The organism is Gordonia insulae, assembly GCF_003855095.1.
Lineage (GTDB): Bacteria > Actinomycetota > Actinomycetes > Mycobacteriales > Mycobacteriaceae > Gordonia > Gordonia insulae.
The window spans coordinates 5,313,167-5,336,975 of the sequence record NZ_CP033972.1 but is presented as its reverse complement, the minus strand read 5'-3'; the positions used below and the strand labels follow the sequence as shown (position 1 = coordinate 5,336,975).

The following is a 23,809-nucleotide window of genomic DNA, read 5'->3' as shown; positions in this document are numbered from 1 at the left end:
TCACCAGAAATCGACCCGTCGCGATCGTTGAATCGCGGGTGGCAGGCGCGACCGCCGCTGATCAGTGGTAGATCCGCCGGCCCCACGCGGGCAGCGAGACGTCGACGGTCCCGTCGTCGCCGACGCGGATCGACTCCCCGGACAACGGGTCGGACAGTTCGTGCCCCGTCGTCCGGCACGCGAGACGCACGGTCGCAGGTCGATCGCCGGGATTGACCACCACCAGCCACTCTCCGTCACGGCCGCCGCGTCGCCACGCGGCCACCACCCCGGTATCCGATGCGTCGGCGCCATGGACCAGACCCCACTCGACGCCGGCGAAAGCGTCGTCGCGGAGCACGGCCAGCAGGCCCCGATAGAAGTCGGCGCGCGCGGCGTCGACCGGTTCGTCGGGGAACCGGCCGAGCTGGACAGGGACCCGGATGCGTCGTCCCTGCAGCTGACCGTCGTGGACGAGTCGGGCCCCGAGTTGGGTCAGGGTGGCGACCGCCGCGAGCTCATCGCGTTCGCCGAAGGACGCGGCGCTGCGCGGCTCGTCGTGGTTCTCGATGAACCGCAGGAGCGCTCGCTGGTGTCCCGGGTCCGCCGACAACTGCGCGCGCAGACCCGCCGGGTCCTCGCGCAACGTGTCGTAGAGCGACTTGTCATAGCAGTGATCGAAGCCCTGCGCCCGCAACGCCGGTTCCGTGCCCCAGTAGGCCTCCGCGATGAAGCAGAAGCCGGGCACCTCCGCGCGGATGGCGGCGATGATGCCGGGCCAGAACTCGTCGCTCGCCCCCACATCCCCCGTCGCTTCGCTCGCCCCCACATCCCCCGTCGCTTCGCTCGCCCCCCACGTCCGCGCGAAGACGTCGTTCATCATCAGCATCGCCATGTCGCAGCGGACGCCGTCGCACTGGCCGGCGATCTGCCGGAGAGTATCCAGTGTCGCGGCACGCAGGCCCGGGCTGAACGCGTTCAGCTGGACGACGTCTCGCCACGCCGGGAAGTACGGGTCACGCCCGTTGGCGATCACGGCACCGTCGACCAGCACATACGACTCCGGCTCCCGATCGAGGTCGTCGAGGTCGCCGGTGACGAACCACGACGGATGGGCCGCCACCCACGGATGGTCGAGGGCCACGTGATTGGGCACATGGTCGAGGATCAGCGCGACACCGCGATCGGCCAGCGCGCGACGCGCATGGGCGAGCCCGTCGGGACCGCCGAGGTGATCGTCGACGACGTAGTCACGCACACAGTACGGCGATCCGACGACGTCGTCGGATCGGAAATCCGGCAGTGCGGATGCGAACCAGTCCATCAGCGGCTCGTCGGCGCAGGCGATCGCGACGCCGACAGCACTGCGCCGCCACACCCCCATCAACCAGACCGCGTGGAAACCCGACTCCGCGATCGCGTCCCACTCGACGTCGGGCACGGTCCCGAGGGTGACCGGCCGCCCGTTCTCGAGGGTGAGTCGGGCGAGCCACGGCCAGGTGTTGATCTCGTAGATCAGCGGCGACGGCGGCAGTTGGGGCACAAGCACTCTCTACACGAGAAACGACCCGCCCCCCAGCGGGGAACGGGCCGTTCTCTGAATCTCTCTCGCGGAGAAGAGGCTTACTTGGCCTTCTCCAGCACCTCGACGAGGCGCCACCGCTTGGTGGCCGACGTCGGGCGGGTCTCCATGAGCCGCACGCGGTCGCCGACACCGGCGGTCTCGTTCTCGTCGTGCGCCTTGACCTTGCTCGTGGTCCGGATGATCTTGCCGTAGAGCTTGTGGCTCTTACGATCTTCCAGCTCGACCACGATGGTCTTCTGCATCTTGTCGCTGACCACGTAACCGATCCGCTCCTTGCGGTCGTTACGCACTTCAGCCTTACCTGTGGCGGTCTGGCTCACGTTCTGGTCCTCACTCATGCGTCATCACCATCCGGTCCCGACGCCAGGCCCAGCTCGCGCTCGCGCATCACGGTGTAGATACGTGCGATCTCGCGACGCACGGTCCGCAGACGACGGTTGTTGTCGAGCTGGCCGGTGGCCATCTGGAACCGAAGGTTGAACAGTTCTTCCTTCGACTCTTTGAGGCGATCGACCAGATCGGTATCACTGAGCTCACGCAGCTCGTTCGCAGCAACTCCGAGTGCCATCAGAACTGCTCCTCTCTGGTCACGATCCGGGTCTTGATGGGGAGCTTGTGCTGCGCACGGCGCAGGGCCTCGCGCGCGGTCTCCTCATTGGGGTAGCTCATCTCGAACAGCACGCGACCCGGCTTGACCGGGGCGACCCACCACTCGGGCGAACCCTTACCGGAACCCATGCGGGTCTCGGCAGGCTTCTTGGTCAGCGGGCGGTCCGGGAAGATGTTGATCCAGACCTTGCCGCCACGCTTGATGTGCCGGTTGATGGCGATACGAGCGGACTCGATCTGACGGTTGGTGATGTAGGCACTCTCCAGAGCCTGGATGCCGTAGTCACCGAACGTCACCTTGGTGCCGCCCTTCGCCTGACCCTTCAGGCTGGGGTGATGCTGCTTGCGGTGCTTGACCCGACGGGGGATCAACATGGCTAGCCCTCCTGCTTCTCGGCGCCCGCCGCTGCAGTGGCCCCCGCGGTGGCTTCTGCCGGAGCCTCCGCCGCGCGACCCGCGTCGGTGCTCGTGGCAGTGGTGCCGGAAGCACCGCTGCGCCGGGGCCGGCTGGGCCGGCGGGGACGACGGTCCTCGGTGGCCGGCGCGGCTGCACTGAGCTCACGCTTGCCGCCGACGATGTCGCCCTTGTAGATCCAGACCTTCACGCCGATGCGGCCGAAGGTGGTCTTGGCTTCGTAGAGTCCGTAGTCGATGTCGGCGCGCAGCGTATGCAGCGGCACGCGTCCCTCGCGGTAGAACTCACTGCGGCTCATCTCTGCACCGCCCAGGCGACCCGAGCACTGGACCCGGATGCCCTTCACGTTCGGCTGACGCATCGCCGACTGGATCGCCTTGCGCATCGCGCGACGGAACGCCACACGGTTGCTCAGCTGCTCAGCGACGCCCTGGGCCACCAGTTGGGCCTCGGACTCTGCGTTCTTCACCTCGAGGATGTTCAGCTGCACCTGCTTGCCGGTCAGCTTCTCCAGGTCGCCACGAATCCGGTCGGCCTCGGCGCCGCGGCGGCCGATGACGATGCCCGGACGGGCGGTGTGGATGTCGACGCGGACCCGGTCACGGGTGCGTTCGATCTCCACCTTGGCGATGCCGGCGCGCTCGAGTCCGGTGGACAGGAGCTTGCGGATGGCGACATCCTCTTTCACGTACTCCGCATACTGCTTGTCGGCGTACCACCGCGAACTCCAGTCCGTGGTGATGCCCAGACGGAAGCCGTGCGGGTTGATTTTCTGACCCACTACTGGGCTCCCTTCTTCGGCTGACGCGACCGGCCGCGCGAAGCGGTTGCCTTCTCGGGAAGGCTCTCGACGACGACGGTGATGTGGCTGGTGCGCTTGCGGATGCGGAACGCACGACCCTGCGCACGCGGCTGGAACCGCTTGAGCGTGGGACCCTCGTCGGCGAACGCGGTGGCGACGACCAGGGTCCGGCGATCCAGATCCAGGTTGTTCTCCGCATTCGCGACGGCGCTGGCGAGGACCTTGTACACCGGCTCGGAAGCCGACTGCGGGGCGAACCGCAGGATGTCGAGGGCCTCGTCGACGTTCTTGCCGCGGATCAGGTCGATCACGCGACGCGCCTTCATCGGCGTCACGCTGACGAACTTCGCGGTGGCCTTGGCTGTCGGATTATCGGTTTGCGTAGTCATTACCGGCGCTTCGCTTTCCGGTCATCCTTGATGTGACCCTTGAAGGTGCGGGTAGGGGCGAACTCGCCCAGCTTGTGCCCGACCATGTTGTCCGAGACGAACACCGGGACGTGCTTGCGGCCGTCGTGGACGGCGAAGGTGTGCCCGATGAAGTCAGGAATGATGGTCGAACGACGCGACCAGGTCTTGATGACCTGCTTGGTGCCCTTCTCGTTCTGGGTATCCACCTTCGCAAGGAGGTGGTCGTCGACGAACGGGCCCTTCTTGAGGCTGCGTGGCATTCTCTTACTCCCTCCTGCTTATCGCTTGTTCTTGCCGGTACGACGGCGACGGACGATGAGCTTGTCGCTCGCCTTGTTCTTGCGGGTACGGCCTTCCGGCTGACCCCACGGGCTGACCGGGTGGCGACCACCCGAGGTCTTGCCCTCGCCGCCACCGTGCGGGTGGTCGACCGGGTTCATGACGACACCGCGGACAGTGGGGCGCTTGCCCTTCCAGCGCATACGGCCGGCCTTGCCCCAGTTGATGTTCGACTGCTCGGCATTGCCGACCTCGCCGACGGTGGCGCGGCAGCGCACATCGACGCGACGGATCTCGCCGGAGGGCATACGCAGGGTGGCGTATGCACCCTCCTTGCCCAGCAACTGGATCGAGGCACCGGCGCTGCGGGCCATCTTCGCCCCGCCACCCGGGCGCAGCTCGACGGCGTGCACCTGGGTACCGGTCGGGATGTTGCGCAGCGGCAGGTTGTTGCCCGGCTTGATGTCGGCGCCCGCGCCGCTCTCCACCACGTCACCCTGGTTCAGACCCTTGGGCGCGATGATGTAGCGCTTCTCGCCGTCCACGAAGTGCAGCAACGCGATCCGCGCAGTGCGGTTCGGGTCGTACTCGATGTGCGCGACCTTGGCGTTGATGCCGTCCTTGTCGTTACGACGGAAGTCGATCAGACGGTAGGCACGCTTGTGACCGCCACCCTTGTGCCGAGTGGTGATGCGGCCGTGGGCGTTACGGCCGCCACGTCCGTGCAGCGGGCGAACCAGCGACTTCTCCGGATGGTCACGGGTGACCTCCGCGAAATCGGATCCGCTGGCGCCGCGACGACCCGGGGTCGTCGGCTTGTACTTACGAATAGCCATGTCTCTAGTCCCTCAGTTCCCGAGTCCCGGTCAGCCGACCGGTCCTCCGAAGATCTCGATGGGCTTGCTGCCGTCGGCCAGCGTCACGATCGCGCGCTTGGTGTCCTTGCGCTTGCCGTAGCCGAAGCGGGTGCGCTTGCGCTTGCCCTGCCGATTTGCGGTGTTGACGCTGGTGACCTTGACGTCGAAGATCTTCTCGACCGCGATCTTGATCTGGGTCTTGTTCGAGTCCGGGTGCACCAGGAAGGTGTACACGTTGTCCTCGATCAGTCCGTAGGACTTCTCGGAGATCACCGGCGCCAGGATGATGTCACGCGGGTCAGCCTGCGTAGCCATATCTAGGCCTCCTTCTTGTTCTGCTCGATGAACGCGTTGAGCGTCTCGACGCTGAACACCACCTCGTCCGCATCCAGGACGTCGTAGGTGTTGAGCTGATCCGGTGCGATCGGCAGAACATTCTGCAGGTTCGCGACGCTCTTCCATGCGGCGTCGTCCTCACGGCCGAGCACCACCAGGAACTTGCGGCGATCGCTCAGCGCCTCGAGGAACCGACGTGCCGACTTGGTCGACGGGGCCTGCCCGGCAACCAGTTCGGTGATCACGTGGATGCGCTCGTTGCGCGCCCGGTCCGAGAGTGCCCCGCGCAGGGCGGCGGCCTTCATCTTCTTGGGGGTGCGCTGGCTGTAGTCGCGCGGCTGCGGGCCGTGCACGACGCCACCACCGGCGAACTGTGGTGCGCGGGTCGAACCCTGGCGGGCGCGACCGGTGCCCTTCTGCCGGTACGGCTTGGCGCCGCCACCACTGACCTGACCACGGGTCTTGGTCGAGTGGGTGCCCTGGCGTCCCGCGGCCTGCTGGGCCACGACGACCTGGTGCATCAGCGCGATGTTGGCCGGCGCGTCGAACAGGTCGGCGGGCAGATCAACGGTGCCGTTGGTCTTGCCGTCGGCCGACTTCACGTCCAGCGTCAGATTCGTTGTCGTCTCGGTGCTCATTTGGCACCACCCTTCACTGCGTCGCGGATCACCACGATGCCGCCCTTGCGGCCGGGGATCGCGCCCTTGATCAACAGCAGACCGGCCTCGGCGTCGACCTTGTGCACGGTCAGGTTCTGCGTGGTCACGGTGTCATTGCCCATCCGGCCGGCCATCCGCATGCCCTTGAACACACGACCCGGGGTGGCACAGCCACCGATCGAGCCGGGCGCGCGGTGCACACGGTGTGCGCCGTGGCTGGCACCCAGACCGGAGAAGCCGTGGCGCTTCATGACGCCGGCGAATCCGCGGCCCTTGGAGGTACCCGTCACGTCGACCTTGGTGCCGTCGGCGAAGATCTCCGCCGTCAGTTCCTGGCCGATCTCGAGCTCCGAGACGTCCGCGACGCGGATCTCGGCGAGATGGCGGCGCGGCGTGACACCGGCCTTGGCATACTGACCCGCCACCGGCTTGGTGACCTTGCGGGGGTCGATCGCGCCGTAGGCGAGCTGGACGGCGGTGTAGCCGTCGCGGTCCGCGGTACGGAGCTGGGTGATGACGTTCGGTCCGGCCTGGATCACCGTCACCGGAACGACACGGTTGTTCTCGTCGAAGACCTGGGTCATGCCGAGCTTGGTGCCCAGAATTCCCCGTGTGGCACTTTGATTGCTGGTCGCACTCTGCGTAGTCATATCTGCTCTCGCCCCCCGCCTACTGGATGTTGACGTCGACGCTGGCCGGCAGGTCGATACGCATCAGCGCATCCACCGTCTTCGGCGTCGGGTCGAGGATGTCGATGAGTCGCTTGTGTGTGCGCATCTCGAAGTGTTCGCGGCTGTCCTTGTACTTGTGCGGCGAACGGATGACGCAATACACGTTCTTCTCGGTGGGCAACGGCACCGGGCCGACCACGCGTGCCCCGGTACGGGTCACGGTTTCCACGATCTTGCGCGCCGAAGCGTCGATCGCCTCGTGGTCGTAGGCCTTGAGCCTGATGCGGATCTTCTGTCCCGCCACGCTGTGTCCTCTTCCGTCAGTTGTTCTCGACAGACAAACACCGCGTGACCGTTTCATCCCGCGAGGGGAAGGCCGGCTCAGATTGCCGGTGGGCACATGACCACCCGTGTGAGATACGGGGATCGACGCTGTTCATCTATCGTTGTACGTAAGTTCGCCACTGTGGACGAACCGGTTGTGCTCCGGCACCCGCGGTCGGGCGTGTCGTGGCCGTACCACTGAATCAGGGCACGCGTTACACGCCCGGTCCCGGAAATCCGGGGCCTGGGAGTCATTCACCTGATGGAGGCCGCAAAGAAACCCGCGTCCGCCGCTCAAGGCAACCCGACAAGTATGCACCAGGTCGGGGTCACTATTCAAATCCGGGCGGCCGGGACCTGCGCGGCTCGGAGAACCCACCAACTTACCGAGTAGTAAGATCTGGGCCCATGAGCGACATCCGGACGTCGAGTCCCACCTATGCCCTGCGCCGCAGATTGCCCGACAACGTCGTCGGGCACGCCCTGTTCTCCCTGGGTATGGTCGCGCGGGTGCCGTACTTCGGCACGGTCCTACCGGTGGTCACGGAGATGCGGCCGGGATTCTGCCGGGTTTCCGGACCCAATTGGTTCGGCGTGCACAACCACCTCGGGACCTTCCACGCCATCGCCGCGTGCAATCTCGCCGAGGCCGCGATGGGCATGTTGATGGAGGCCACCACCCCGGCCGATCATCGCTGGATCCCCAAGGCCATGCAGACGCAGTACCTGGCCAAGGCGACGACACGACTCACCGCCGAGGCCCGGCTGGCCGAACCGGTCGACTTCGATCAGATCGTCGACGGCACCGACGTCGTCGTCGATGTCCGGGTGCTCGACAAGAACGGTGTCGAGGTCGTCCACTGTGACATCACCACCTGGGTGACTCCGCGCTAGCGTTGCCGCCCGTCGGCCTGCTCGCTCGTCCTGCCCCGGGGCGGTGTTGCTCCTAGGCTTGGACGATGACGCCCCGCCCCCTCCGCGACGATCCAATCCGCGGTGTCCGCCGGGTCGGGGTCGAAGAAGAATTCCACCTGGTCGATCTGCGTACCTCGAGGTTGACCACCCGTGCCCCGGAACTCCTCGAGATCCTTCCGACGGACGGGCCGTACGTCGAAGAACTACAGCGCTGCGTCATCGAGGCCAACAGCGGCGTGCATCCCCAGCTGACCCAACTGCGCGACAACCTGCGGTCCAATCGTTCGGTCCTCGTCGACGCCGCCGCGGCGCTCGGCATCGGGGTCGTCGCCGCCGGGTCCGTACCTCTGGCGGTACCGACCGAGATGCGGGTCACCGAGACACCGCGATACCGACGGATGCTGGCCGACTACCAACTGCTCGCCCGCGAGCAACTCATCTGCGGCACCCAGGTGCACGTCGATGTGGCGAGCCGCGACGAGGCGGTCACGATCGCCTCGCGCATCACACAACATCTGCCCACGCTGCTCGCGCTGTCGGCGAGTTCGCCCTTCTGGGCCGACGGTACCGACACCGGATATGCCAGTGCGCGGACTCTCGTGTGGCAGCGCTGGCCGACCACCGGGCCGTTCCCCGACGTCCACACCGCCGCCGACTACGACGCCGAGATCGAGCGACTGATCAGCAGTGGCGTGATCAGCGACCGGGGGATGGTCTATTTCGACGTGCGGCCGTCGGCGCGGGTCAGCACGCTGGAGTTGCGGGTCTGCGACAGTTGCCCGTCCGTGGACACCATCGCGTTGATCGCCGGGCTGTTCCGGGCCCTCGTGGTGCGCGAGGCCAAGCATCTCGACGAACCACCGCGACCGACCTCACCCGCCCTCTATCGGGCCGCGATCTGGCAGGCCGCCCGGTCCGGTCTGGAGGGCGATCTGATCGACGTCGCCAGTTCCACCCCCGGCCGGCCGCCGAGGTCGTCACCGATCTGACCATCGCGCTCCGTCCCGAACTCGAGGAGTCCGGCGACCGCGACCTCATCGAGGAACTCGCCGAGGTCACCCTGGCGCAAGGCAGCTCGTCGGCCCGGCAGCGCCGTACCCTGCGGCGTCGCGGCCGCCTGACCGCCGTCGTCGACAGCTTGATCGCGGAGACCGCGGGGACGCTGACCACGTTCACGGTGCCCGACGACCCCGAAGGCCGCTTGTTGCACGGCTATCACCGTGTCGAACCACCAGCCGGTGTGCCTTCCGTGACGTCGCCGGAACTCCTCTCCTACGACGAGGCGGTCACCACCGAGATGTCCGCCCGACCGGGTTACGCGGAGATCCTCACCGCGGCAGCGGGGCTCGGGGTCATCGAACTGCGCAAACGGCAGTACCAGATCGAACGTGAACAGAGCATCGACGGCGTCACCTTCCGCGTCACCGGACAGTCCCTCGCCCAACTCTTCCCGCTCGACGTCATGCCCCGTTACATCGGCTCGGACGACTGGCTCCGGGTCGGACGAGGACTGACGCAACGCGCACTCGCGCTGAACGCGTTCATCGCCGACGTCTACGGCGAGCAGCACGCCATCCGCGACGGCATACTCCCGCCCGAGGCCCTCGACCGCGCGCCGGGCTACCGCCGCACGGGACGGGTACCCGCGTGGCAACGCGTCCGCACGCACATCTGCGGCACCGACCTCGTCTCCCCGACGCCCGGCGAGTTCGTCGTCCTCGAGGACAACCTGCGGGTTCCGTCGGGAATCGCGTACGCGATGTCCAACCGGGCTCTGCTGACCCAGTTCCTACCCGAGATCCCCATGCCCGACGGCACGATGCCGATCGCCGGTGTCCCCAAGATGATCGGCGAGACCATCGCCGCGGCCGGGCCTCCGGACCCGCACCCCGACGGCATCGACGTCATGCTCAGTTCCGGCTGGCAGGATTCGGCCTGGTTCGAACACCAGCTGCTGGCCGAGGGTGCGGGCCTCGGACTCGCGACGCCGGAGAACATCTCGGTGGACACCTCCGACGGCCCCGACGTGGGGCGCGTGTACTTCCATCACGGCACCACCCGCGTACCCGTCAACACGGCCTACGTGCGCATGGACGAGGACATGCTGCTCTCCTCGAAGGGTTTCGACGAGCAGCCCCTGCGCGCGGGCATCCTCGACGGCCTCGGGCGAGGTCGCTTCGCCATCGCGAACGCGCTGGGCAACGGGGTCGGTGACGACAAGGCCATCTATTACTACGTGCCCGCGATGATCCGCTATTACCTCGGTGAGGAGCCGCTGCTGGACCAGGTGCCCACCTGGCTGTGCGCGGAGCGCCACCAGCGCGACCACGTCCTGGCGAATCTGGAGAGCCTCGTCGTCAAACCGATCGACGGACTCGGCGGGTCGGGGATCACGATCGGACCCGAATGCAGCGACGAAGAGCTCGCACAGCGCCGTGTCGACCTGCTGACCCAGCCCGAGCGCTTCATCGCCCAGGAGGTGGTCGCCCTGTCCACGCATCCGACGTTCGACGGCAACGGCTTCTACGCCCACCACGTCGACCTCCGGGCGTTCGTCCATCTGCGCGACACCGGCGATCAGATCGATGCGCTCGTCGCGCCCGCCGCGTTGACCCGGGTGGCGCCGGCGGGCAGTCTGATCGTCAACTCCTCGCGCGGCGGCGGGGGCAAGGACACCTGGATCCAGGGCGCGGGCCATGCGGGTGTCGCACCGGAACCACGAGAGGGCTGATCCGACATGTGCGGTATATGTGGTGAGATCCGTTTCGACGCAACATCTCCGGATGTCGCCGCCGTCGATGCGATGACGTGTGAGATGTCCCGCCGCGGCCCCGACGGTTCCGGCATCTTCGCCAAGGGCTCGGTGGCCCTGGGCCATCGCCGACTGAAGATCATCGACCTCTCCGAACGCGGCGCACAGCCGATGGTCGACCCGGAACTCGCGCTCGCCCTGGTGTTCAACGGCTGCATCTACAACCACCGCGAGTTGCGGACGGAGCTCGAGGCGAAGGGCTACCGCTTCTTCTCGCACGCCGACAGCGAGGTGATCCTCAAGGCGTTCCACGCCTGGGGACCCGACTGCGTCGACCATCTCATCGGTATGTTCGCGTTCGCCGTCGTCGACACCGACACCGGCGTCGTGACCCTCGCGCGCGACCGACTCGGCATCAAACCGCTCTACCTCGCCGAGACACCGGGTCGACTGCGGTTCGCGTCGTCGCTGCAGGCACTGCTGCGCGCCGGCGGCGTGGACACCTCGATCGACCGGGTCGCGCTGCACCACTACTTCAGCTTCCACGCCGTCGTCCCCGCGCCGCACACGATCTACAACGGCATCCGCAAACTCCCGCCGGCCACCGTCCGGACCATCAACCCGGATGGCCGCAGCGTCGAGAAGCGCTACTGGACGCCGGCTTTCGAGCCCAGATCCGACCACAAGGACTGGGACGAGGCACGGTGGCAGCACGAGTTGCTCGATTCACTGCGCACCTCGGTACGCCGCCGTATGGTGGCCGACGTCCCGGTCGGGGTCCTGCTCTCGGGCGGCATCGACTCCTCCCTCGTGGTGGCCCTGCTGGCCGAACAGGGTCAGACCGACCTCGCGACGTTCAGTATCGGATTCGACTCGGCCGGTGGCGAATCCGGCGACGAATACGCCTATTCCGATTTGATCGCCGACACCTTCGGCACCGACCACCACAAGATCCACATCGGTACCGACCGGCTGCTGCCCGCGGTCCCGGACACCATCGCGGCGATGAGCGAACCGATGGTCAGTCACGATTGCGTGGCCTTCTATCTCTTGTCCGAGGAGGTCAGCAAGTCCATCAAGGTCGTCCAGTCCGGGCAGGGCGCCGACGAGATCCTCGGCGGCTACGACTGGTATCCGCCGTTGCAGCACACTCCCCGCGAGGACACCACCAAGGCATATGCCGAGGTCTTCTTCGACCGCGGTCACGCCGCGATCGGTGCGCTGCTCAGCGAGCCCTACCACCTCGACCGCGACTACGACCCCAGCTGGGAGTTCGCCCTGGCGCATCAGTCGGCGCCCGGCGCTCGGACCGCCGTCGACGCGGCACTACGCCTGGACACCACCGTCATGTTGGTCGACGACCCGGTCAAACGCGTCGACACGATGACGATGGCCTGGGGACTGGAGGCGCGGGTGCCGTTCCTCGACCACGAGTTCGTGGAACTGGCCGCATCCTGCCCACCGGATCTCAAACTCGCCCATCGCGGCAAGGGAGTTCTCAAGGAGGCCAGCCGATCTCTGCTCCCGGCGGCGGTCATCGACCGCACCAAGGGCTATTTCCCGGTCCCCGGAATCCGTCACCTCGAGGGCGGTGTCCTCGACCTCGTGAACGACGCGCTGCGCTCGCGAACCGCCGTTGACCGTGGGCTCTACCGGCCCGAGGCGCTGGATCGACTCTTCGCCGACCCCAACGGCACCCGCACCACCCTGGGCTCCAACGAACTGTGGCAGCTCGCGATGCTCGAGATGTGGCTACAGAGCATGGAAGCGGTCACCGCACCGTGAGCGTGAGCAGGACGATCACGCCCGGCCCCGGCGACCCGGGACGGGACACGTCGGCACCGGCCCACCCCGTGCGCTTCGACGAACGCGGTTGGCACACCTACGGCGCGTCGGTGTCCCCCGACGGTTCCGCGTTCGCCTACATCATCGACGACGGCACCGGGTATCCCCGTGCCGCCCAACGCTCCCTGTCCAAGGACGGCGTCGGCGACCTGCGGTGGGTGCGGCTGCGGGCGACCGGACCGGTACGCAAGGTCATCCATTCCACCGACAGCCGGTGGCTGGCCGTCGAGATCGCGCCGAGTGGCGGTGAGCACCACCAGGTCTGGGTGGTCACCACCGACGCCGACGACGACACCGCCCATCGCATCGGCGCCACCCGCCCGGACGGGCGGTCGTTCGGCACGGTCGCGCTCGTCGGCTGGGACACCGACTGGGTCCTCATCACCGCCACCGAACCCGATGGCACCGCACACGCCCTCCGGGTACACCCGGGCACCTCCACCACCACGACCCTCGACGTCCGCGTCGGCGGCGCCCTCGTCGACTCGTGGAAGGGCGCCACCCTCGTCCGGGTCGGCCCGCGGGGCTACCGGGACATGCTGCTGTTGCGCCGCCGCGTCGACGCGGCATCCGACGAGATCGTGATGACACCACTGCTGCCCAACGATCCCGGCGCCGTGACCGACCACGGGTACATCCTGGATCAGGGCTTCGATCATCCGTCATCGGTGTTCGTCGGACCGCCGCAGGATGCGCTGCGCGACCTCGACAGCGTGCAGGCCATCGTGATCAGTGATTTCGACGCCAAGTATCCCCGCCTGCTCGGCGTCGAGGTCGGGGCCGGCGGCGTTCGCTTCCGGGTGCTCGCACAACGGCCGGGCGCCGGCATCGACGAGTTCGCCGTGAGTCACGACCAGTCCACCGTGGCCATGCTCTGGAATATCAACGGCCGCAGCGAATTACAGGTGCTCACCCTCCCCGACCAGACTCTGCACGATCCGATCCCCCTACCCGGGGCGGTGGCCGCCGACCTGTCGATCAGTGCGGCGGGCAGCCTCGTCGCGGTCACGGTGTCGAGTCCGCAGCACTCGCCGCTCGTACACCTGATCAACACGGGGACCGGTGATGTCCTCGCCGTCCGCGACGACGTGATCACCGGCGAGGGGCCGTCGAGCGGCTTGCATCCGGAGCTGCTCGAGTTCTCCGCCCGTGACGGGATGCCGTTGTCCGGCCTGCTGTTCCGCGCCCGCCGCGACGGCCCCGGCCCCACCCTGCTCTATTTCCACGGCGGACCGGAGGCACAGACCCGGCCCGACTACAACTTCCTGTTCGGTCCACTCGTCGACGCCGGGATCACCGTCTTCGCCCCCAATGTCCGCGGGTCCTCGGGATATGGACGGCTCTTCTCCCATGCCGACGACCGCTACGGACGGTACGCCGGGATCGACGACGCCGCCGACTGCGCCGAGTTCCTCGTCTCGCAGGGTGTCGCCGATCCGGATGCGATCTACTGCTCGGGCCGGTCCTACGGCGGATATCTGACGCTGGCGTGCCTGACCTTCCATCCGGACATGTTCGCGGCCGGCATCGCCATCTGCGGCATGAGCGACCTGGAGTCGTTCTTCCGCAACACCGAGCCGTGGATCGCGGTGGCGGCCCACACCAAGTACGGCCACCCCGAATCCGATCGGGAGCTGCTCGCCGACCTGTCCCCGATCCATCGCATCGCCGACGTGCGGGCACCGCTGCTGGTGATCCACGGCGCCCACGACACCAATGTGCCGGTGAGCGAATCCCAGCAGATGGTCGACGAGTTGCGCGCCCGGGGTGCCATCGCCGAGCTGCTGCTGTTCAACGACGAGGGGCATGAGATCGTCAAGCGGCACAACCAACAACGACTCACCGAGGCGGTCGCCGGGTGGGTCCTGCGGCATCCGGTGAGACCGGCGGCGGTGACCGGATGAACTCACGCATGACCGACCGCCTCATCGCCCAACTCATCGAGACCCGGTCGGGCAACGAGCGCGCCAACGTGCTCGAGGAGTTACGTCGGTTGATCCTGTCGGGCGGAGCACCGCCCGGGGCGCAGATCCCGCCCGGCGAGGTCGCGGATGCGTTCCAGGTCAGCCCCATCCCGGTTCGCGAAGCACTCAAGACACTGGTCGGCGAGGGACTGGTGGTGCATCAACGCAACGCCGGCTACCGGGTCAGCCAGCTCTCGACCGACGAGCTTCGTGAGATCTACTTCGTGCGTGGGACTCTGGAGCAGGCCGCACTCGCCCGAGCCGTGGAGCGCATCGACTCGGACGGCCTGGCGCGCGCCCGGGACCGTCATGTCGAACTGGTGACGGCGGTGAAGTACAACGACCGCAAGGCATTTCACAACATCTCGCGCGACTTTCACCGCGAACTGACCGCACCATGCGAGATGCCGCGCCTGCTCAACATGTTCGAGGCCACGTGGAATCTGACCGAGCCGTTCCAGGTCATGCGCTCCGTCGGATCACAGACGCAGCAAGCCCTCAACGATGACCACGCAGCGTTGCTCGATTCCTTCGCCGCCCGCGATGTCGATGCAGTGCTCCGCGTGGCCCAGGTGCACCATCAACGCCTGGAGAGTGCGATCATCGAGACCGCCGCCGAACTCGACGTGCGGCACGACAACTGACGGAGTTCCTCTTGTTCACCCGGCTCACACGGATTCCGGACGAGCGTATGCACCTGATCCTGATGATCATCCTGACCTTCACCACCGGGATCAACGACGCAGTCGGCTATCTCGGACTCGACAAGGTGTTCACCGGGAACATGACCGGCAACGTCGTCGTGTTGGGCATGGCGATCGCCGGCGGTTCCGATCTACCGGTTCTCGGCCCGGCGATGGCGCTGGTCGGTTTCATGGTCGGCGCCGCTGTCGGCGGTCGTGTACTCCGTCAGCAGGGGCGGCGATGGACCACGGGGACAACCGTCTTGTTCGCGACGGTCGCGCTGATCATGTTCGGCCTGGCGACAACATTGTTCGTCGTCGGTGAGGATCCGAGCAAGCCGACGATGGTCACCGTCACCACCATCGCGGCCACCGCGATGGGCATCCAGGCGGCCGCCGCGCGGGTGGTGGCGGTCAAGGATGTGACCACCGTGGTGGTGACATCGACCATCACGGGTCTGGCGGCGGACTCGGTCCTCGGCTCCGGCAACGGGAGTGGGACGGGCCGCCGGATCGCCGCCGTGGTGGCGATCATCTGCGGCGCCGGCATCGGCGCCGCGATGCTGCATGTACACATGGGCGCCGCGTTGCTCCTCGCCGCGGTGCTTATCTGCGGGGTGACCGTGGCGGGCGCCACGCACGACCGTCAACGCAACGGCCGCACCGCCGCCGCGGAACAGAATCAGACATAACGGTCACATTCCGGCGCATTCTCGGCATGCGATGGGAAATAGAAAGCCGTCATCCGGAAATATATCTATCCGTTAATTCCCGGGTAACAAAGCGTTCTTAGCGTGATCACATCAGCGTCCCCGACCGTCCGTCGCTGACTCCGTCCGACCGGGAGAACCACCATGTCTGCACCTTCTGCCGACGTCGCGACAGCTCACGAGAGTGCTGCCGGCGAGAGCGTCATCAAACTGGGGTATCACCAGAACCTCACGAATTCCGATCTCGCGCCACTGAAGGAACAGAAGTGGACGTGGTACAACATCTTCGCCTTCTGGATGTCCGATGTGCACAGCGTCGGCGGATATGTCTTCGCCGGCAGCCTCTTCGCCCTGGGGATCGCCGCATGGCAGGTGTTGGTCGCGCTGTTGGTGGGCATCGTCGCCGTCAACATCCTGTGCAACCTGGTGGCCAAGCCGTCACAGTTGGCCGGTGTCCCCTACCCGGTCACCACGCGAGTCGCATTCGGCGTCAAGGGCGCCAATATCGCGGCCATCATCCGCGGCCTGATCGCGGTGGTCTGGTACGGCATCCAGACCTACCTGGCCTCAGTCGCTTTCGGTCTGCTCGCGCTGAAGTTCTGGCCCGGGCTGGCGCCGTGGGGCGACGTCGATCAGCACGGTTTCCTCGGTCTGAGCACTCTCGGGTGGGCCGGCTTCATCCTCATGTGGATCCTGCAGGCGTTCGTGTTCTGGAACGGCATGGACACGATCCGCAAGTTCATCGACTTCTGCGGTCCCGCTGTGTATGTCGTGATGATCGCGCTGGCCGCATACCTGATCGTCAAGGCCGGCTGGAGCAACGTCAGCTTTGATCTCTCCGAAGGTCCGGGGCTGTCGGGTTGGTCGTCGGTCACCCAGATGATCAGCGCGTTCGCCCTCGTGGTCTCGTATTTCTCCGGTCCGATGCTCAACTTCGGCGACTTCTCCCGCTACGGCAAGTCGTTCGCCGAGGTGAAGAAGGGCAATTTCTGGGGTCTGCCGGTCAACTTCCTGTTCTTCTCGCTGCTGGTGGTGTGCACGGTGTCCGCCGGTGCCACGGTGATCGGTACCGACGAGGACGGCAGCATCATCACCGATCCGGTGCACATCGTCGACCGGATCGACAACACCACCGCGGCCGTGCTCGGCGTGCTGACCTTCGCCATCGCCACCATCGGCATCAACATCGTGGCCAACTTCGTGTCGCCTGCCTTCGACTTCTCGAATGTTGCACCGACCAAGATCACCTGGCGCACCGGCGGCATGATCGCGGCGGTCGGCTCGGTGCTGATCACTCCGTGGAACCTGTTCAACAACCCGACCGCCATCCACTACACGATGGACACGCTGGGCGCGGTGATCGGTCCGCTGTTCGGCATCCTGATCATCGACTTCTACGTCATCAAGAAGCAGAAGATCGAGGTCGACGATCTGTTCAGCATGGACGCCGGGAAGTCGTACTCCTATCGGAACGGATGGAACCCGATCGCGGTGATCGCGGTGATCGTGGCGTCGATCCTGCCGATCAGCTTCGTCATCTGGGGCACCGCATATCAGGCCAGTTTCACCTGGTTCATGGGCGCGGCGGCCGGCGCCCTGATCTACTGGCTGGGCATGAAGTTCGCTCCCGCGAGCTTCATCTACACCGCCGGCGAGGAGCCGGCCGTGCTCCCCACGGCCAAGGACGGCAAGCTCGAGCCGTCCGCGCTCTGAGAGTGACGCCGCCGACGATGCGCATCTGCGTCATCAATCCGAACACCGCGACGGCGATGACCGAGGTCATCGCCGTCGCGGCGCGTTCCGTTGCCCGACCCGACGCCGAGATCGTCGCTGTCACTTCACCGATGGGTCCGGCGTCCATCGAGAGTCACTACGACGAGGCGCTCGCCGTACCGGGTCTGCTGCGTGCCATCGACGACCATCCGGATCACGACGGCTACCTCATCGCGTGCTTCGGTGATCCCGGACTCGACGCCGCGCGTGAGATCGCGGTGGCCCCGGTGCTCGGCATCGCGGAGGCCGCCATGCATGTCGCGGCGCCCCTCGGTCGTGGCTTCTCGATCGTCACCACGTTGGACCGAACGATCGGGCGCGCAGGAGATCTGGTCGAGCACTATGGATTCGCCCGACAGTGCCGGGGTATCCATGCCTGCGACATCCCCGTGCTCGAACTCGAGACCAACCCGGCAACCGCGGACATCCTCGAGAAGGCCTGCCGCGAAGCGCTTCATGCCGACGGATCCGATGCCATCGTCCTCGGTTGTGCCGGGATGGCAGACCTCGCCCACCGCATCAGCGATGCGATCGGCGCCCCGGTTATCGACGGCGTCGCCGCCGGGGTCGGCATGCTGTCGTCGATGGCCGCGATGGGGCTGCGGACGGGCACGGCGTCCGGCGAGTTCGCCTCTCCCCCAACGAAGATCTACTCCGGTCCGCTGGAGGGTTTCGGACGGACGTGAGCCCGGGCCATCTGGTCAGCTCTCGGGGCCGGTGTCGGATCCCCCATGCGATTCGCCCTCCGATTCGCGACGTCGCCGATTCCGCTCGCGTTCCTGGCGTCGGCGAGCGTGTTTGGCCGCCACCCGGCTCATGCGACGGGCGGGAGGTGGCTGGTCGCCGGCGTCGGGACCGGCGTCGCCGAGCGGCGGCCCGGTGAATCGAATCCTCCGCAAGCCGGGGAACAGGACTTCGAGGTTCTCCGGGTCGCCGGGGATCACCAGGCCCTCGGGGGTGATGAATTCGGTTCGCAGGTCGCCGTGGCGATCGCGAAACTGATCATCGACCCACTTCCCGAAGGTCTTGAGCAGGTGCCCGAATCGGTGCTTCGCGTTGAGATTGTCCGGCGACGTAGGGCCACCCTGCGCGGGATTCTCGTGGTCGAACTCGCCGACGTGGTCGAGGTCGGCGTCGAATGCCGAAACCGTCGAGCCGGGGATGACGCTGGAGCCGTCCCGGATGCGCACGAACGTGTCCAACGCGGTGCTCGGCCGATACGGATCCGACGGCAGGTGCGCGGGCAGGGTGAACGGGCCGTCGGCGTTCTCGGGTGTGCCCTTGGCCACCAACGGCTTGATCACCGCGTCGGGGCGCGCGGCGAGGTCGCGGGCGTGTTCGCCGGAGATGACGCCGTGTCCCGCGAGGTGGCCGGCGTTGTCGGCGTCGCCGTTCAAGGTGGATTCGTCGACCACCACGTGGACGACGACTCTGCTGCCGGTCGGCGGCGCGGCGCCCTGCTCGGGGGTGACGGCGGTGCAGTCCTGGCCGTCGCATTCACATTCGAACGCGGTGCCGGTCAACAGGGCGAACGCGGCATCCGAGCGGCGTTGCTGCGCGGTCCGCGCATCATGGGCACAGACCGTTTCGGCCAGCGCCTTCACGCAGGCATCCGAGAGTCGCGCGTTCTCCGCTGACATGGTCGCCGAATACCTCGCCATGCCGTCGGGCAGCGGCTGCGTGTGCACACCGCGGGCATCCAAGGCCGTCTGACGGCGTTCGCGTACCGCATCGGGATCGTGGCGGTAGACGATGCGATCGACCATGTCGCGCAACCGCTCCGAGGACCACGCACCCTGGTGCAGGTCCAGGCGGGCGGCGATGTCGGCATCAACCTCGGCGGCACAGTCATGTCCGTCGACGAGGTCGGTGCGCGCGATGATCGACTTCACGCGCTCGGCCGAGATCCGACCGTCGCGCAACCGTTGCGCCACCTGCGGAAGCCGGTCGCGCAGGGCCAGACCCTCGGTGATCAGTCGTTCGGCTGTGCCCTGTCCGATCCCGAAGGTGATCGCGATCCGGGCGGCACATTCAGCAAGACCATCGACCAGCAAGAGATCGTGCGGGTCGGATTCGGTGCGCACCAACCGCGAGTGCAGTTCGGCGGCCACCTGATAGTCGCGCCACGCCAGAAACGAGCGACCCCGCTGGGTGGCGACGAGACTGCCGATCAGATCATTGATGTCGGCCTCGCCGACCTCGTCGACCTCGACGTGTCCGGTGAACATCGCAGGCAGATCCGGCCACGGCGAAGCCGCTGCCCACCACGACGCCACCGACCACGCCCGACCCGACACCGCAACCACCTTCCAGAGAAATGGACACCACCGCAGGACAGCTCCGGCATCAACATTTCCTGAAAGGCCAAGGGCACCAAGCCCTCCACCCGCATCATCACATCATTTGTTCCTGCTGCCAAGAACTCTACAACGGGCCACTGACAAGATCGACCGACCCGCGGGCCGACCGACCGAAGCCGGCAGATGAGGCCAAGGCCTCGCGTGTCACACCCGCATCGTGACGTTCTTCGCGGCCAGGAGGGCGGCCAGTCCCTGCGGGAGCAACGCCAGACCCAGCACCGCCATCGCCACATTCCAGGACCCCGTGACGTCGTGCAGCGCCCCGATGAGAATGGGACCGAACGCGGCGACGGCGTAACCCACCGATTGGGCCATGCCACTCACCTGGCCGGTCACCGCGGTCGACGGGCTGCGCAGCACCATGAACAGCAGCGCCAGGCTGATCGAGGCACCAGGCCCGAACATGATGAGCATGACCCACAGGGTCACGACCTGATCGGTCGCCAGCAGGCCGATGAAACCGACCGCGCACACACCGACCACCGACAGGGTGATCAACCGCTGGTCGGCGAATCGCCCCGCGACGATGGGGATCAGCAACGATGAGAGCAACGCGACCACTTGACCGATCGCGAGGATCGCCCCCGCCTGCCCGTCGGTCCGCCCGTGATCGAGCAGATATTGCGGCAGCCATGCGCTGAAGGTGTAGAAGATCAGCGACTGGGCGCCCATGAAGACGGTCACCGACCATGCGATCCGATTGCGCCACAGCGATACCGGAGCGTGGTCGACGACCACGCGATGCACCCTCGACAGCTGCGGCACCCAGACCACCAGCGCCACCACCGCGAGTAGTGACCACGAAGTCAGGGTGAGTCGCCAGTTGCCGTCGACTCGCTCATCGATCGGAATCGTCAGCGCCGCGGCGATCGCCGCACCACCGGAGAGGGTCATCGAGTACAGCCCGGTCATCAGGCCCGATCGATGCGCGAAGTCACGCTTGATCAATGCCGGCAACACCACGTTGCAGACACCGATCGCCGCGCCGATGACCGCCGAACCGACGAGGAGCGTCACGGTGTTCGGCAGGTACCGGAGGCACATCCCCGCGATCAACACGATCAATGAGCCGAAGATCGTCCGCTCGATACCGAACCGGGCCCCGATCCGGGGCGCGAACGGCGCACTGAGCCCGAAGAAGAGCACCGGTAGCGTCGTCAGCAAACCGGCTGCCGCACTGCTGAATCCGATGTCGGTCATGATGTCGTCCACCAGCGGGGCCACCGAGACCACCGGTGGACGCAGATTCGCCGCGACGAGCATGATGCCGATGGCGGCCACGACGGCGGCGATCCCGCGTGGCGCACTCGCATCCCGCGCCGGCAGCACCGTCTCGTCCGCAGGGTCGGGCGAGACCTCGACCGCCGGTCGTCGTGCCGTCATGTCAGGCCGTCGCGTGCATGGTCGAGATAGGAGTGGACCGCCGCTCGGGCCGCAGCCGCGTCACCCGCCTCGATTGCGTCGACGACCACCGAATGTCCCGGCGGATGCACTCCGTCGGCCCGGCTCGCATCGAGCACCGCGGAGTGCACGCGCTGCATCACCTCGACGATCCCGCCGTACAGCTCGACGAGCAGGCCGTTCCCGGACGCGGCGACCACCGCAGCGTGAAATGCTATGTCGGACTGGGTGTATGCCGCGTGGTCGCCGACCTCGAGAGCGCCCTCGGTAGCACTGAGCAGGCTGCGCAGACCCTCGATCTGCGCCGTCGTCGCGCAGTCCGCCGCGGCGGCCGCCGCCTCCACCTCGACGGCGCGACGGGCACCGAGCAGCTCCAGGACGTCCGACCGCGGAACGCAGCGCTCGATCGCTGCGGCCAGAACGTTGCGGCTACGCACGTAGGTACCGTCACCGCGGCGCGGCACCAGCATCCCGGAGTGCTCCAACGCGCGTACGGCTTCTCGAATCGTGTTGCGCCCCACACCGAACTGGGTGACGAGTGCGGGCTCCGCCGGGATGCGACCACCCACCGGCCAGTCGCCGGTCCGGATGAGTTCCTGCATGCGACTCACCACGAGTTCACTGGTACGCGGAGGTGGCGTGATCAGATCCGACATGCAAAAAGCCTAACATCCCATGTTTGCTGCTCAGCCGGAGACGTCGAGCCCCGCGATCACCTTTGTCGTGTCGATCCACACCGCGAGCTCGCCGGGGACGCCGTTGCGCGCCCCGAACTCGTCCGCCCGGTCGGGGCCCATGTAGCGACCGCCACACAGGGTGGCGATCCTCCGCACCTCGTCGAGATCCTCATCGATCACCACCACGCCCTGGATCTGGACGAAGGCGTACGGCGGCTCCGGTAGGTCCACGGTCAGCACGACTCGCGGATCTCGTTGTATTGCGCGACCTTTCGCGGTGGTGGCACCCGTGTTGAAGGCGATGCGGTCACCGTCGAGCACGAACCAGATCGGCGCGGCCAGCGGCCGACCGTCCTTGGCCAGGTACCCCAGGTGCCCGGTCTTGGTGCCACCGGTCAGGAATTCGCGGATCTTCGGGTCGTCCAGAGAGGCCATGTCCCCACCCTACGTCCGCCGGAGATCACGGCACCCCCGTCAGGCTCGGGCCAACCGATCGCCGATCGCGCAGGCGACCATCATGATGGTGGCGTGCGGCCCGCTGCTGCCACCGGTCGGCAGGATCGACCCGTCCACGATCCGGAGTCCGTGCATACCCACGACTGCGCCGAGCCAATCCGTCCGCGTGCCCATCGGCATGGAGCCCCATGCGTGCTGCGAGGTCCGTACGACCGGGTCGACCGCCACCGAGTCCGACTCGAGCAGATCGGCGAACGTCGCCGATCGCAACATCTCGAGGACCTCGCCCACGCCACGGTCGAGCCTGGCCGCCTCGAGACCTTCCACCACACCGAGGTCGATGATGGGTCCGGCCGTGGTCATCCGTATCGCCCCGGGCGCGCCCGGCCGCATCTCGGCGACCCCGACCGCGGGCCCGACCGGCGGCAAGCCCGCGATATACCGCGCCATATCGTCACTGTAACAACGTATTTCGAGTCCATCATCGGTGTGCACCACTGACTGCAACAACGGCGTCCGGCGATCCTCCACGCGCCGCCGGTAGTGCACCAGCACCTCGCGGTGCTCGTGCACGGGGAGTTCGTCGGCCCCGGCGAGTACATCGAGCCCGGACCGCAGCAGGATCGACGCGGTGCCCAGGGTGCCCGCCGACAGCAGCACCTCGCCGCAGCCGACCACGTCCTCGCCCACCTGCACACCGCTCACGGTCCGGCCGCTCGAGACCAGCGCGTCGACCTCGGCGTCGGCGCGGACGATCAGGTTGGGCCGGTTCAGCGCCGCCCGCAGGTAGGCCTCGGCCGCGGTCCGCCGCATGGTGCCCTCACGGTTGGACCGGACCCGGTTGACGCCCACCACCGGCCACGGCTCATCGTGCGGCCGCACCGGGAGTGTCCGGCTCCAGTACTCCTCGAACCTCGGGACCACCGCGGCCAGCTCGTCGTCGCCGAACGCGGAGACGTTCATGGTGCCGCCGGGTCCGTCGAGTTCCCGATAGGCGTGGTCGATGTCGTCGGGGTGCCACCCGGTCGGCCACCCGGCGAAGTCGTCGGCGTGCCAGCGCAAAAAGTATCCGCCGTTGACCGACGACGATCCGCCGAGACCACGCCCGCGGACGATCCCGAGGCCGGACGCCTCGGTGTAGGCAAGTGCGTACGGCGAGTCGGCCGTGATCGGCAGCGAGTGGAGGTCCCGGACCGTCGGTGACGGCCATCCGGCCGGCCCCCGGTCCAGCAGTAGGACCGACCGATCAGGGTTGCGCGACAACCGTTCAGCGAGGACACAGCCCGCGCTGCCCGCCCCGACGATCACCACGTCGACCGCGGTCGGCAGATCGGCAGCCGTCATGGG

At 67.0% G+C, this 23,809-nt stretch carries 24 protein-coding genes and 1 pseudogene; 8 read left to right on the top strand and 17 right to left on the bottom strand.

The window, feature by feature from the left end; translation table 11 throughout:
- Positions 1 to 61: 61 nt before the first annotated feature.
- The 12 genes from D7316_RS24425 to rpsJ form a co-directional block, all read right to left on the bottom strand.
- Positions 62 to 1,522 (bottom strand): alpha-amylase family protein, encoded by a 1,461-nt coding sequence (locus D7316_RS24425; RefSeq protein WP_124710560.1) that lies wholly within the window; start codon positions 1,520 to 1,522, stop codon positions 62 to 64.
- A gap of 80 nt (positions 1,523 to 1,602) precedes the next feature.
- Positions 1,603 to 1,902, bottom strand: a complete 300-nt coding sequence (rpsQ, locus tag D7316_RS24420) for a 30S ribosomal protein S17 (RefSeq protein ID WP_124710559.1) — start codon at positions 1,900 to 1,902, stop codon at positions 1,603 to 1,605.
- The gene (gene rpmC / locus D7316_RS24415; RefSeq protein ID WP_124710558.1) at positions 1,899 to 2,132 is read right to left on the bottom strand and encodes a 50S ribosomal protein L29; all 234 of its coding nucleotides are present in this window, start codon (positions 2,130 to 2,132) and stop codon (positions 1,899 to 1,901) included. Before rpmC ends, rpsQ begins: the two co-directional genes overlap by 4 nt.
- Positions 2,132 to 2,548 carry a 50S ribosomal protein L16 gene (rplP, locus tag D7316_RS24410; protein WP_023956020.1) on the bottom strand — a complete coding sequence of 139 codons (417 nt, stop codon included), beginning with the start codon at positions 2,546 to 2,548 and terminating at the stop codon, positions 2,132 to 2,134. Before rplP ends, rpmC begins: the two co-directional genes overlap by 1 nt.
- Positions 2,549 to 2,550: 2 nt before the next feature.
- A complete protein-coding gene (gene rpsC, locus D7316_RS24405) occupies positions 2,551 to 3,369 on the bottom strand; it encodes a 30S ribosomal protein S3 (RefSeq protein ID WP_124710557.1) in 819 nt (272 codons plus the stop codon).
- Positions 3,369 to 3,779 (bottom strand): 50S ribosomal protein L22, encoded by a 411-nt coding sequence (gene rplV, locus D7316_RS24400; protein WP_124710556.1) that lies wholly within the window; start codon positions 3,777 to 3,779, stop codon positions 3,369 to 3,371. The genes rpsC and rplV overlap by 1 nt, the downstream gene beginning before the upstream one ends.
- Positions 3,779 to 4,060, bottom strand: coding sequence for a 30S ribosomal protein S19 (rpsS, locus tag D7316_RS24395; protein WP_005203946.1), 282 nt, complete (start codon positions 4,058 to 4,060; stop codon positions 3,779 to 3,781). Before rpsS ends, rplV begins: the two co-directional genes overlap by 1 nt.
- An 18-nt stretch (positions 4,061 to 4,078) precedes the next feature.
- Positions 4,079 to 4,915: a 50S ribosomal protein L2 gene (rplB, locus tag D7316_RS24390; protein ID WP_124710555.1), complete on the bottom strand. Its 837-nt coding sequence runs from the start codon at positions 4,913 to 4,915 to the stop codon at positions 4,079 to 4,081.
- Positions 4,916 to 4,945: 30 nt separating this feature from the next.
- Complete coding sequence (rplW, locus tag D7316_RS24385; protein WP_124710554.1) at positions 4,946 to 5,251, bottom strand: 50S ribosomal protein L23; 306 nt, start codon at positions 5,249 to 5,251, stop codon at positions 4,946 to 4,948.
- Positions 5,252 to 5,253: 2 nt separating this feature from the next.
- The gene (gene rplD, locus D7316_RS24380) at positions 5,254 to 5,910 is read right to left on the bottom strand and encodes a 50S ribosomal protein L4 (RefSeq protein ID WP_124710553.1); all 657 of its coding nucleotides are present in this window, start codon (positions 5,908 to 5,910) and stop codon (positions 5,254 to 5,256) included.
- On the bottom strand, positions 5,907 to 6,581 hold the full coding sequence (gene rplC / locus D7316_RS24375; protein ID WP_124710552.1) for a 50S ribosomal protein L3: 675 nt from the start codon (positions 6,579 to 6,581) through the stop codon (positions 5,907 to 5,909). The genes rplD and rplC overlap by 4 nt, the downstream gene beginning before the upstream one ends.
- A gap of 19 nt (positions 6,582 to 6,600) precedes the next feature.
- Entirely contained in the window at positions 6,601 to 6,906 is a 306-nt protein-coding gene (rpsJ, locus tag D7316_RS24370) for a 30S ribosomal protein S10 (RefSeq protein WP_003938093.1), read from the bottom strand.
- 428 nt (positions 6,907 to 7,334) lie between these two features.
- Here rpsJ and D7316_RS24365 point away from each other — a divergent pair, with 428 nt between their 5' ends.
- The 8 genes and pseudogenes from D7316_RS24365 (at position 7,335) to D7316_RS24330 (ending at position 18,254) form a co-directional block, all read left to right on the top strand.
- Positions 7,335 to 7,820, top strand: a complete 486-nt coding sequence (locus D7316_RS24365; RefSeq protein ID WP_124710551.1) for a hotdog fold domain-containing protein — start codon at positions 7,335 to 7,337, stop codon at positions 7,818 to 7,820.
- Between the two features lie 65 nt (positions 7,821 to 7,885).
- Positions 7,886 to 10,572, top strand: a pseudogene (locus D7316_RS24360) (glutamate--cysteine ligase).
- A 6-nt stretch (positions 10,573 to 10,578) separates the two neighbouring features.
- Entirely contained in the window at positions 10,579 to 12,378 is a 1,800-nt protein-coding gene (locus D7316_RS24355) for an N-acetylglutaminylglutamine amidotransferase (RefSeq protein WP_124710550.1), read from the top strand.
- 14 nt (positions 12,379 to 12,392) lie between these two features.
- Positions 12,393 to 14,342 carry a S9 family peptidase gene (locus tag D7316_RS24350; protein WP_232017222.1) on the top strand — a complete coding sequence of 650 codons (1,950 nt, stop codon included), beginning with the start codon at positions 12,393 to 12,395 and terminating at the stop codon, positions 14,340 to 14,342.
- An 8-nt stretch (positions 14,343 to 14,350) separates the two neighbouring features.
- Positions 14,351 to 15,046 carry a GntR family transcriptional regulator gene (locus D7316_RS24345; RefSeq protein ID WP_124711555.1) on the top strand — a complete coding sequence of 232 codons (696 nt, stop codon included), beginning with the start codon at positions 14,351 to 14,353 and terminating at the stop codon, positions 15,044 to 15,046.
- 11 nt (positions 15,047 to 15,057) lie between these two features.
- On the top strand, positions 15,058 to 15,777 hold the full coding sequence (locus tag D7316_RS24340) for a YoaK family protein (RefSeq protein WP_232017058.1): 720 nt from the start codon (positions 15,058 to 15,060) through the stop codon (positions 15,775 to 15,777).
- 162 nt (positions 15,778 to 15,939) lie between these two features.
- The gene (locus D7316_RS24335; protein ID WP_124710548.1) at positions 15,940 to 17,508 is read left to right on the top strand and encodes an NCS1 family nucleobase:cation symporter-1; all 1,569 of its coding nucleotides are present in this window, start codon (positions 15,940 to 15,942) and stop codon (positions 17,506 to 17,508) included.
- A gap of 17 nt (positions 17,509 to 17,525) precedes the next feature.
- Positions 17,526 to 18,254, top strand: coding sequence for an aspartate/glutamate racemase family protein (locus D7316_RS24330; protein WP_124710547.1), 729 nt, complete (start codon positions 17,526 to 17,528; stop codon positions 18,252 to 18,254).
- Between the two features lie 15 nt (positions 18,255 to 18,269).
- Here D7316_RS24330 and D7316_RS24325 read toward each other — a convergent pair whose 3' ends face one another.
- The 5 genes from D7316_RS24325 to mftG all read right to left on the bottom strand — a co-directional run bounded on the left by D7316_RS24325 (position 18,270) and on the right by mftG (position 23,806).
- On the bottom strand, positions 18,270 to 19,865 hold the full coding sequence (locus D7316_RS24325) for a DUF222 domain-containing protein (protein WP_232017057.1): 1,596 nt from the start codon (positions 19,863 to 19,865) through the stop codon (positions 18,270 to 18,272).
- Between the two features lie 207 nt (positions 19,866 to 20,072).
- On the bottom strand, positions 20,073 to 21,191 hold the full coding sequence (locus tag D7316_RS24320; protein WP_232017221.1) for a CynX/NimT family MFS transporter: 1,119 nt from the start codon (positions 21,189 to 21,191) through the stop codon (positions 20,073 to 20,075).
- A 116-nt stretch (positions 21,192 to 21,307) separates the two neighbouring features.
- The gene (locus tag D7316_RS24315) at positions 21,308 to 21,985 is read right to left on the bottom strand and encodes a FadR/GntR family transcriptional regulator (protein ID WP_124710545.1); all 678 of its coding nucleotides are present in this window, start codon (positions 21,983 to 21,985) and stop codon (positions 21,308 to 21,310) included.
- A 30-nt stretch (positions 21,986 to 22,015) separates the two neighbouring features.
- Positions 22,016 to 22,441 (bottom strand): PPOX class F420-dependent oxidoreductase, encoded by a 426-nt coding sequence (locus D7316_RS24310; RefSeq protein WP_124710544.1) that lies wholly within the window; start codon positions 22,439 to 22,441, stop codon positions 22,016 to 22,018.
- Positions 22,442 to 22,480: 39 nt separating this feature from the next.
- Positions 22,481 to 23,806 (bottom strand): mycofactocin system GMC family oxidoreductase MftG, encoded by a 1,326-nt coding sequence (gene mftG, locus D7316_RS24305; protein ID WP_124710543.1) that lies wholly within the window; start codon positions 23,804 to 23,806, stop codon positions 22,481 to 22,483.
- Between the last annotated feature and the right edge of the window lie 3 nt (positions 23,807 to 23,809).

Excerpts from the sequence above, each read along its gene's own strand:
- rplV (WP_124710556.1), bottom strand. The coding sequence starts at position 3,779 with ATGACTACGCAAACCGATAATCCGACAGCCAAGGCCACCGCGAAGTTC.
- D7316_RS24335 (WP_124710548.1), top strand. The coding sequence starts at position 15,940 with ATGTCTGCACCTTCTGCCGACGTCGCGACAGCTCACGAGAGTGCTGCC.
- rplP (WP_023956020.1), bottom strand. The coding sequence starts at position 2,548 with ATGTTGATCCCCCGTCGGGTCAAGCACCGCAAGCAGCATCACCCCAGC.
- rplW (WP_124710554.1), bottom strand. The coding sequence starts at position 5,251 with ATGGCTACGCAGGCTGACCCGCGTGACATCATCCTGGCGCCGGTGATC.
- D7316_RS24355 (WP_124710550.1), top strand. The coding sequence starts at position 10,579 with ATGTGCGGTATATGTGGTGAGATCCGTTTCGACGCAACATCTCCGGAT.
- rpmC (WP_124710558.1), bottom strand. The coding sequence starts at position 2,132 with ATGGCACTCGGAGTTGCTGCGAACGAGCTGCGTGAGCTCAGTGATACC.
- rpsS (WP_005203946.1), bottom strand. The coding sequence starts at position 4,060 with ATGCCACGCAGCCTCAAGAAGGGCCCGTTCGTCGACGACCACCTCCTT.
- rpsQ (WP_124710559.1), bottom strand. The coding sequence starts at position 1,902 with ATGAGTGAGGACCAGAACGTGAGCCAGACCGCCACAGGTAAGGCTGAA.
- rplC (WP_124710552.1), bottom strand. The coding sequence starts at position 6,581 with ATGACTACGCAGAGTGCGACCAGCAATCAAAGTGCCACACGGGGAATT.
- D7316_RS24320 (WP_232017221.1), bottom strand. The coding sequence starts at position 21,191 with ATGCTCGTCGCGGCGAATCTGCGTCCACCGGTGGTCTCGGTGGCCCCG.
- D7316_RS24310 (WP_124710544.1), bottom strand. The coding sequence starts at position 22,441 with ATGGCCTCTCTGGACGACCCGAAGATCCGCGAATTCCTGACCGGTGGC.
- rplD (WP_124710553.1), bottom strand. The coding sequence starts at position 5,910 with ATGAGCACCGAGACGACAACGAATCTGACGCTGGACGTGAAGTCGGCC.
- D7316_RS24315 (WP_124710545.1), bottom strand. The coding sequence starts at position 21,985 with ATGTCGGATCTGATCACGCCACCTCCGCGTACCAGTGAACTCGTGGTG.
- D7316_RS24345 (WP_124711555.1), top strand. The coding sequence starts at position 14,351 with ATGACCGACCGCCTCATCGCCCAACTCATCGAGACCCGGTCGGGCAAC.
- rplB (WP_124710555.1), bottom strand. The coding sequence starts at position 4,915 with ATGGCTATTCGTAAGTACAAGCCGACGACCCCGGGTCGTCGCGGCGCC.
- D7316_RS24365 (WP_124710551.1), top strand. The coding sequence starts at position 7,335 with ATGAGCGACATCCGGACGTCGAGTCCCACCTATGCCCTGCGCCGCAGA.
- D7316_RS24330 (WP_124710547.1), top strand. The coding sequence starts at position 17,526 with ATGCGCATCTGCGTCATCAATCCGAACACCGCGACGGCGATGACCGAG.
- mftG (WP_124710543.1), bottom strand. The coding sequence starts at position 23,806 with ATGACGGCTGCCGATCTGCCGACCGCGGTCGACGTGGTGATCGTCGGG.